We start from the raw sequence: 8,323 nt of genomic DNA, 5'->3' as shown, positions 1-8,323 counted from the left end.
GACGGTTTGAATGGTACAACCCTGCCTGCACCGGGCCAAACGGTTGTTATCACCGTCGGAACCGGCGATGCACTGACCACAGATACTGCCCCCTGGGTCACTCGCTACGCAGGCTCGGGTGTCGGTATTACGGTCGAATAACAACCCGGAGCAACTCTGCTTGATAAAACGGGAGGCCAGGGCCTCCCGTTTTTTGTTTGAAGCCGAATGAGCCGCGCTTTGCTGATATGCAAACCGGTGCCCGGGTTTCACCTCCAATAAACTCAGGTAATAAACTCAGGTGATTGATTTGATGGCCGATGAGCAACAACCCTCCCGCCAGCCGTCTTTGGGCCAGTCACAGCCATATGATGACGCGGCTTGCTCTTCAGCAGAATCCGGGCCAGATAGTTCTGCCAGCCCTCATGCGACGTATACACTGATCGGGCTGCTGACGTTACTGGCACTGGTTTTGCCGCTACTTTTCTGGCCGTCTTTATATTTTGCCGCGGCGCTGCCCCGCCAGGCGGTACTTGCTGTTGCAGCAGGTCTCGGCCTGTTTATACTTGTCCTCGGTTTCGCAACAGACAAAAAAGCGACTCTACACTGGCACCCGGTTTTCGCTTTGATCGTGGGATTGCTGATATGGAGCATTTTATCCCTGTTGTGGAGCCAGGATCCGGGCAACTCCCGGCTGGCGCTCATACAATTCGGCGCCCTGATGGCCCTGGCCTTGATTGCCAGCCAGCTACCCGCGCCGTTGTTGCAGCGCTATTTAATCCCGGCCGCCCTGCTTGCCGCCACGCTGGTTGCCCTGATTGGGATATGTCAATACTTTGGCTGGAATCCACTCCCAATACGCCAGTCAAGCCCCCCCGCTTCGACCTTTCTGAACAAAAACTACGCGGCCAACTACCTGGATCTGCTGGTGCCGGTTGCCCTGCTGACCTTGCTGGCGCAACCGCGCCCGACCGATTGGCGGGCATTGCTCGCTGGCGTGGCTTTCGCGCTGGGCCTGGGTTTTTTAATTATTTCCCAGACCCGGGGCTCCTGGCTGGGCCTGTTCGTTGCCGGTATTGCACTGATTGTCATCTATTTGTCGGATTCACAAATCAAGGCATTGCTCCTACAGGCCGCGCGTCGTCATCGATATACGCTGTTGCTGGCTCTGGTTTTCGCTATCGGGCTGTCTGTTACCGAATCCCAGGTCCATCCCGACAGAGAAGATCTGGCGGCACTGATGTCGATGACACCCGATCGTTCTACCGGCATTCGCCTGGATATGTATCTGAACGCCTCTGTCGGCATCTTCGAAAACCCGCTACTGGGAGTGGGTTATGGCGCCTTTGCCAGCGGCTTTATGCCGTATGTGGCAGCAATCAATCCGGTAGAGATGGTCGATCAAAACGTGTTTATGACCTATCTGCACAGTGACCCGCTGCAGATGTTTTTCGAGCTGGGAATCCTGGGAGGTGTGCTATCCATTCTGATTTATCTGGTTTTTCTGGTGCTGGGCTGGCGTATCATTCATCTGACAGCCAGCCCATCAATCCGGCTGACGGCAATCGGGCTCTTGCTGGCCATGCTGGCCAGCGGCGCACATGCCTGGGTCGACTTTCCCCTGCGTTTGCCGACGTCCGCCTTTTTCTTCTGGATCTGGGGCGGGCTGATTGTCGCCCTCTATCTCGCACAGATACCGCACCGCCGCCTGGCGGTGTTTGCTCCGCTGGCGGTGATCACCGGGATCGTTGCGCTGGGATACACGTTATATAGTGCTCAGGTATACAGCGCCTATTGGAAAACCAATCAGGATATCTATACGGCCCAGCTGGCGGCCCTGGATCAGGATTGTGATAAAACGCTGGAAGCCACTGACCGGGCCATGGATGACTTCGGCCAGGATCACTTTACCCGTTTCTGGTATGTCAAAGTCTACACCTATTGCGATGCCCCGGCCGAGAAAAAACGGGCCGCAATAGAGCGGGTACTTCGTCTGGATAGTAATATTCCGCTGGCCTATCTGACCCGGGCCAAACTCAGTCTGGCGGAGGGCGATTTACTCAGCGCCAGTGAGGATTTTCATCAATATCTCACGCTATTGCCGCACCAACCGCAGGGCTATACTGGCATGGGAATTATTGCCATCCGGCTCAACAAGCTGGAGCAGGCACAATACTGGATTCAGGAGGCGCTCAAGCGTGCCCCTGATGATGCCGAGCTGCAAAGGCTGGATCGGGAGCTTTCGCAGGCGCTGGAAGGCTAAAGTTGGCGACCGGCCAGGCCGACTATACTGGCTATATATTTGGTGTATTTGCAGAGAATTTCACGGAAAATAGTCTTGCCAACATAATGGCATTATTACTAAGGTAATTTACCCAAGCCCTATTGAGGTCCAGCATGAGCATGTCCTATTCAAAGCAAACCGGGTTTACCCTGATCGAATTGATGATTGTGGTTGCCATTCTGGCTATTGTCACTTCCATCGCCATACCCGCTTATAATGGGTATATCGCCACCGCGCGTAACACAGAAGCTCACAACAACATGGCGGCACTGCGTCTCGCGGAGGAAGAGTACTACCTGGAAAACAATACCTATATCGCCGGGGAATACGATGCCGGCGGTACCAAAACCCTCTCTACCGGCGCGCTGGGCTGGTCACCCAGCGAACCTGATGCAGAACAACAATTTACCTATACAGTGACAGCCGGATCGACCGGTGATATTGCTACCAGCTATGAAATCACCGCCCAGGGAAGCGGCGATAAAGTGCCCACCTCGGTCACATTGACACTGGAATAAAACCTCAAGCTGGGTTTTAATAAGTTATTGTATATAATTGATATCATGTGATTTAGTGCGTTGATAGCGGAGTATTGAACAGTCTATGGCCACCCCCGGCGTACAGATGCAATTGAGCGGCCTGGCCCGCAAACTGGTGCAGGACGGGATCCTGTCGGATGCCGACGCCCAGAAAGCGTCCACCGAATCCATCCAGAAAAAAATGCTGTTCGTCAGCTATCTGGTCCAGAACGGCATGGCGGACGCCAAAAAGATCGCCCAGGCCGCCGCCGATGAATTCGGCGTGCCGGTCATGGATATCGATGTTGTGGACATCGAGCACGAAACGCTCAAACTGGTCAAAGAAGATTTGATCCGCAAGCATCATACTCTACCCCTGTTCCGCCGGGGCAACCGGCTGTTTGTGGCGGTTTCAGATCCCACCAACCTGCAGGCGCTGGACGAAATCAAGTTTCACGTCGGCATGACCACCGAGCCGATCCTGGTTCAGGACGACAAGCTGATCAAAACGATCGACCGGGCGATGGCCGCGGCCGACACCAGTCTCTCGGAACTGACCGGGGATGACGATCTCGATGGAGTGGAATTTGCCGATGATGAGGCCGCCGGCGGCGAAACCGTCACCGAATCAGATGCCGACGACACGCCGGTGGTCCGTTTCGTCAACAAGGTGCTGCTGGACGCCATCAACAAGGGGGCGTCGGATATCCATTTCGAACCCTACGAGAAGAGCTTCCGGGTCCGGTTTCGCCAGGACGGCGTGCTCAAGGAAGTGGCGGCCCCGCCGGTGGGCATGGCGCCGCGCATCGCCGCCCGGGTCAAGGTCATGTCACGACTGGACATCTCGGAGCGCCGCCTGCCCCAGGACGGGCGTATCAAGCTGAACCTCTCCAAAACCCGGGCCATCGACTTTCGTGTCAACACCTGCCCGACCCTGTTCGGCGAAAAGATCGTCATGCGTATCCTCGATCCGACCAGCGCCCAGATGGGGATCGACGCCCTCGGCTACGAGGAAGAGCAGAAACAGCTCTATCTGGAAAACCTGCACAAACCCTATGGCATGATCCTGGTGACCGGCCCCACCGGTAGCGGAAAAACCGTCTCGCTGTATACCGGGGTCAACATCCTCAATGAGCCGGAAGTGAATATCTCCACGGCCGAGGATCCGGTGGAAATTAATCTGCCGGGGGTCAACCAGGTCAACGTCAACACCAAGGTCGGCCTCGACTTTGCCAGCGCCCTGCGCGCCTTTTTGCGCCAGGATCCGGACATCATTCTGGTGGGCGAGATTCGTGATCTGGAAACCGCCGAGATCGCCATCAAGGCGGCCCAGACCGGTCACATGGTGCTATCCACCCTGCATACCAACGACGCTCCCCAGACCCTGAACCGACTGATGAATATGGGGGTCCCGCCCTACAACATTGCCTCGGCCGTCAACCTGATCATCGCCCAGCGCCTCGCCCGGCGGTTGTGCAACCAGTGCAAGGAACTGCTGGAGATCCCCCGAGAAACGTTGCTGGAGGAAGGCTTTAGCGAGGAAGAAATTAAAACCGGCCTCAAGATTTACGGCGCCAAGGGCTGCGATCAATGCACCAACGGATACAAAGGCCGGCTCGGGATCTATCAGGTGATGCCGATCTCGGATGCCATGGGCCGGCTGATCATGGAAGGCGCCAATGCCATGCAGCTGGCCGATCAGGCAGAAAAAGAAGGAATTCCGGATATCCGCAAGTCGGGACTGAAAAAGGTCAAGGACGGACTTACCAGTCTCGATGAAGTCAACCGTGTCACAAAAGACTAACAAACAGGGTTAAAACACCATGGCACAGGCCGCCGCAAAACAGGATACCTTCCTCTGGGAAGGCAAGGACAACAAGGGACAAACAGTCAAGGGGGAGACCGCCGGCCAGAGCATCGCCCTGGTCAAGGCCAACCTGCGCCGCCAGGGCATCAATCCCAAAAAAGTCAAAAAGAAACCCAAGCCCCTGTTTGGTGGCGGCGGCAAAGTCAAGGCGGCGGATATTGCCATTTTCAGCCGCCAGCTGGCCACGATGATGTCTTCCGGGGTGCCCCTGGTACAGGCTTTCGATATTATCGGCCGCGGGCATGAAAACCCCGCTATGCAAAAACTGTTGCTCACTATCAAGGCAGATATCGAAAGCGGCAGCAACCTCTCCGAATCGCTGGCCAAACATCCCTATCACTTCGACGATCTGTTTTGTAATCTGGTTCGAGCGGGGGAGCATGCCGGGATACTGGATGACATTCTGGGCAAGATTGCCACCTACAAGGAAAAGACCGAGGCGATCAAAGGTAAAATCAAGAAAGCACTGTTTTACCCCACGGCCGTTATTGTGGTTGCCTTCATCATTACCAGCATTCTATTGATATTTGTTATTCCGGAGTTTGAGAGCCTGTTTTCCGGCTTCGGGGCCGACTTGCCTGCCCTGACCAAGATGGTCGTCAAGCTGTCGGAGATCTTTCAGGCCTGGTGGTGGGCGATTTTCGGCGGGATTGGTCTCGCCATCTATTCCGTGCTCCAGCTGAAAAAGCGCTCCAAGGGCTTTAACGTATTTCTCGATAAAGTACTGCTCAAAACACCGATTATCGGGCCTATCCTGAACAAGGCCGCCATTGCCCGCTATGCCCGGACCCTGTCCACGATGTTCGCCGCCGGGGTTCCGCTGGTCGAGTCCATGGAATCGGTCTCCGGCGCGGTCGGCAATGTGGTGTATAGTGAAGCCGTGCTAAAAATGCGTGACGAAGTGTCCACCGGGACCCAGCTAAACGTGGCCATGAAAGCTACCGATCTGTTTCCCAACATGGTGGTACAGATGACCGCCATTGGCGAGGAAGCCGGTTCCATGGACACCATGTTGTCCAAAGTGGCGGATTTCTACGAGGAAGAGGTCGACAACGCGGTGGACAGTCTCAGCAGTCTGCTCGAGCCCATCATCATGGCCTTTCTCGGCGTGGTCATCGGGGGGCTGGTTATTGCGATGTACCTGCCAATCTTCCAGATGGGCCAGGTCGTCGGCTAACTCCACTTCATGAGTTATCTCCAGCTGCTGCAGGACAGCCCGGCGTTATTTGCAGGCGTGGTCTTTTTGTTCGGTCTGATCGTCGGCAGTTTTCTGAACGTGGTGATTCTGCGACTGCCAGTAATGCTGCACCGCCAGTGGCAGAGTGACTGCCTCGAATACCTGACCGAACATCATCCGCAACAGCTCAAAACCGGCGAACCGCCGGGTCAAAGCAGTCCGTATAATCTGCTCACCCCCGCTTCCCGCTGCCCCCGTTGCGGCCACGCCATCCGCGCCTGGGAGAACATTCCCCTCCTCAGTTATCTGCTGCTGCGCGGACGCTGCAGTCAGTGCCAAACCCCGATTTCGGCCCGTTACCCGATCATCGAACTGGTCAGTGGTCTGCTGGCGGCCGTGACCGCCTGGCAGTTCGGTGTCACGCCCATGGCGGTCTTCGCGATTTTGCTGACCTGGGCACTGATTGCGCTGACTATGATCGATTACGACCATTTCTATCTGCCCGACAATATTGTCCTGCCCCTGTTGTGGCTGGGTCTGCTGCTCAACAGTCAGGGAGTTTTTACCGACATCTATTCGGCCCTGTTCGGAGCTATGGCCGGTTATCTGGCGCTGTGGAGCGTGTATCAGTTGTTCAAACTCGTGACCGGCAAGGAAGGCATGGGCTATGGCGATTTCAAGCTGCTGGCCATGCTTGGCGCCTGGCTGGGCTGGCAGATGCTGCCGGCCATTATCCTGCTCTCCTCGCTGGTCGGGGCCGTGGTCGGCGTCGGGCTGATTCTGATCAAACGCCATCAGGCCGGCAAACCGATTCCCTTTGGGCCCTATCTGGCGGCCGCCGGCTGGATCGCGCTGCTATGGGGACCGCAACTCAATCAGGCCTATCTTAACTGGCTCTAGAATGTTGATCGTGGCGCTCACTGGTGGCATCGGCAGCGGCAAGTCAACCGTCGCGGCGGCCTTTGCCCGACACGCTGTGCCGATCATTGATACTGACGTCATTGCCCGGGAGCTGGTAGCTCCCGGCGAGCCGGCGCTGGCGGAGATCGCCGAACACTTTGGCGATCAGGTAATCACCCCCGACGGCCGGCTCGACCGCGCTCGCCTGCGCGAAAAGATCTTTGCCAGTCCGGCACAACGTCAGGCCCTGGAGCAGATACTCCATCCGCGCATTCGCGAGGAGGTGCGGCGGCGAATCGATACTCTGCAAGCGCCTTATTGTCTGGTGGTGATTCCGCTGTTCACCGAAACCGGCGACTACCCGTTTGTCGATCGAGTGCTGGTGGTGGATGCGGATGAGGATATCCGCATCCGTCGCACCATGGCCCGCGACCGCCTGTCTCGCGAACAGATCGAGCAGATTCTGGCCAGTCAGAGCTCCCGCGCGGAACGTCTGGCCCTGGCCGATGATGTAGTGGATAACAGCAATGAACCGGAAGAGCTGATGCAACAGATTGACAGCCTGCATCGAAAATATCTGGCGCTGGCCGGCGCAACATCGGGCTGACCCGTTTTCGCCACCGGGGCTTTCCAGTAAGATAGTCTTACATTCATACTCACAAGCAGTTCATCTCACCCGTGGATAACCCGATCGTATACGAGCAACCCCTGAACGAACGCATCCGCACCTACCTGCGGCTCGAGCACCTGTTCAAACAGGCAGCCTATACCCTGCGGGGTTTCTCGGTCTGGGATTCCCGCGCCACCGTCAACGCGTTGATCGATATCCTGGAGATCGTCTCACGCGGCGAGCTCAAGGCAGAAGCCCTCAAGGAGCTGGATCGCCTCCATGCTGCGCTCTCGCGCCTGTGTGACATGCCCGGTGTGGATCGCGAGCAACTCAATACCATCCTCTCCCAGCTGGATGCGGCCCAGAAGGAACTGCATACCCTGCAAGGTCATCCCGGGCAAAGCCTGCGCGATAATGAACTGATAGCCAGCCTGCGCCAGCGCGGCACTATCACTGCCGGCAGCTGCAGTTTTGATCTGCCTGGCTACCATTTCTGGCTGCAACAGGACCCCGAAATCCGCATTGCCAAACTCGAAGAGTGGTATGAAGAGCTCAACGCCATTCACAAACCCATCAGTCTGATTCTGGGCATCCTGCGCGAATCCGCCGACGCCCGCGATCTGCAGGCCGAGAAAGGCTTTTACCAGCAAAGTCTCGACAGCCAGAGTCCGGTGCAAATGCTGCGTGTCACACTGGATGAAAATGCCGACTGTTATCCGGAGATCAGCGGCGGCAAACACCGCTTCAGTATTCGCTTTGTCCGCCCCGGCAATAGCGGCCGACCGGTGCAGGTGGACGATACCCTCGACTTTCAACTGACCTGCTGCAACCTGTGAAACAAACCGTCGTCAAATGCCCCACCTGCGGTAAATCAGTTCCCTGGACCGAGGAGTCCAAATGGCGCCCGTTCTGCAGCGATCGCTGCCGACTGATCGACCTGGGTGAATGGGCCAGCGAAAGCCATCGCATCCCCGGCGATCGCAAACTG

8 protein-coding genes are annotated in these 8,323 nt (G+C 56.8%); all 8 read left to right on the top strand.

Annotated elements, in window-relative coordinates:
- Window positions 1-610: 610 nt before the first annotated feature.
- The gene (locus tag R6U90_RS00040) at window positions 611-2,242 is read left to right on the top strand and encodes an O-antigen ligase family protein (protein ID WP_410350611.1); all 1,632 of its coding nucleotides are present in this window, start codon (window positions 611-613) and stop codon (window positions 2,240-2,242) included.
- 140 nt (window positions 2,243-2,382) lie between these two features.
- A complete protein-coding gene (locus R6U90_RS00035) occupies window positions 2,383-2,781 on the top strand; it encodes a type IV pilin protein (RefSeq protein WP_410350610.1) in 399 nt (132 codons plus the stop codon).
- Between the two features lie 85 nt (window positions 2,782-2,866).
- Complete coding sequence (pilB, locus tag R6U90_RS00030; protein WP_410350609.1) at window positions 2,867-4,585, top strand: type IV-A pilus assembly ATPase PilB; 1,719 nt, start codon at window positions 2,867-2,869, stop codon at window positions 4,583-4,585.
- Between the two features lie 19 nt (window positions 4,586-4,604).
- Window positions 4,605-5,825 (top strand): type II secretion system F family protein, encoded by a 1,221-nt coding sequence (locus R6U90_RS00025; RefSeq protein WP_410350608.1) that lies wholly within the window; start codon window positions 4,605-4,607, stop codon window positions 5,823-5,825.
- A gap of 9 nt (window positions 5,826-5,834) precedes the next feature.
- Complete coding sequence (locus tag R6U90_RS00020) at window positions 5,835-6,725, top strand: prepilin peptidase (protein WP_410350607.1); 891 nt, start codon at window positions 5,835-5,837, stop codon at window positions 6,723-6,725.
- Window position 6,726: 1 nt separating this feature from the next.
- On the top strand, window positions 6,727-7,332 hold the full coding sequence (gene coaE / locus R6U90_RS00015; protein ID WP_410350606.1) for a dephospho-CoA kinase: 606 nt from the start codon (window positions 6,727-6,729) through the stop codon (window positions 7,330-7,332).
- Between the two features lie 71 nt (window positions 7,333-7,403).
- A complete protein-coding gene (gene zapD, locus R6U90_RS00010; RefSeq protein ID WP_410350605.1) occupies window positions 7,404-8,171 on the top strand; it encodes a cell division protein ZapD in 768 nt (255 codons plus the stop codon).
- On the top strand, window positions 8,156-8,323 hold a 168-nt coding region (gene yacG, locus R6U90_RS00005; protein ID WP_410350612.1), incomplete at its 3' end, for a DNA gyrase inhibitor YacG. The genes zapD and yacG, both read left to right, overlap by 16 nt.

The organism is Thiohalophilus sp. (assembly GCF_046483665.1).
In the GTDB taxonomy this organism is placed as follows: domain Bacteria; phylum Pseudomonadota; class Gammaproteobacteria; order UBA6429; family Thiohalophilaceae; genus Thiohalophilus.
Note: the sequence above shows the minus strand (reverse complement) of the source record. Positions and strands in the feature narration are given on the sequence as shown.

Coding starts and splice junctions, on each gene's coding strand:
- R6U90_RS00035 (WP_410350610.1), top strand. CDS start 2,383: ATGTCCTATTCAAAGCAAACCGGGTTTACCCTGATCGAATTGATGATT.
- pilB (WP_410350609.1), top strand. CDS start 2,867: ATGGCCACCCCCGGCGTACAGATGCAATTGAGCGGCCTGGCCCGCAAA.
- R6U90_RS00025 (WP_410350608.1), top strand. CDS start 4,605: ATGGCACAGGCCGCCGCAAAACAGGATACCTTCCTCTGGGAAGGCAAG.
- R6U90_RS00020 (WP_410350607.1), top strand. CDS start 5,835: ATGAGTTATCTCCAGCTGCTGCAGGACAGCCCGGCGTTATTTGCAGGC.
- coaE (WP_410350606.1), top strand. CDS start 6,727: ATGTTGATCGTGGCGCTCACTGGTGGCATCGGCAGCGGCAAGTCAACC.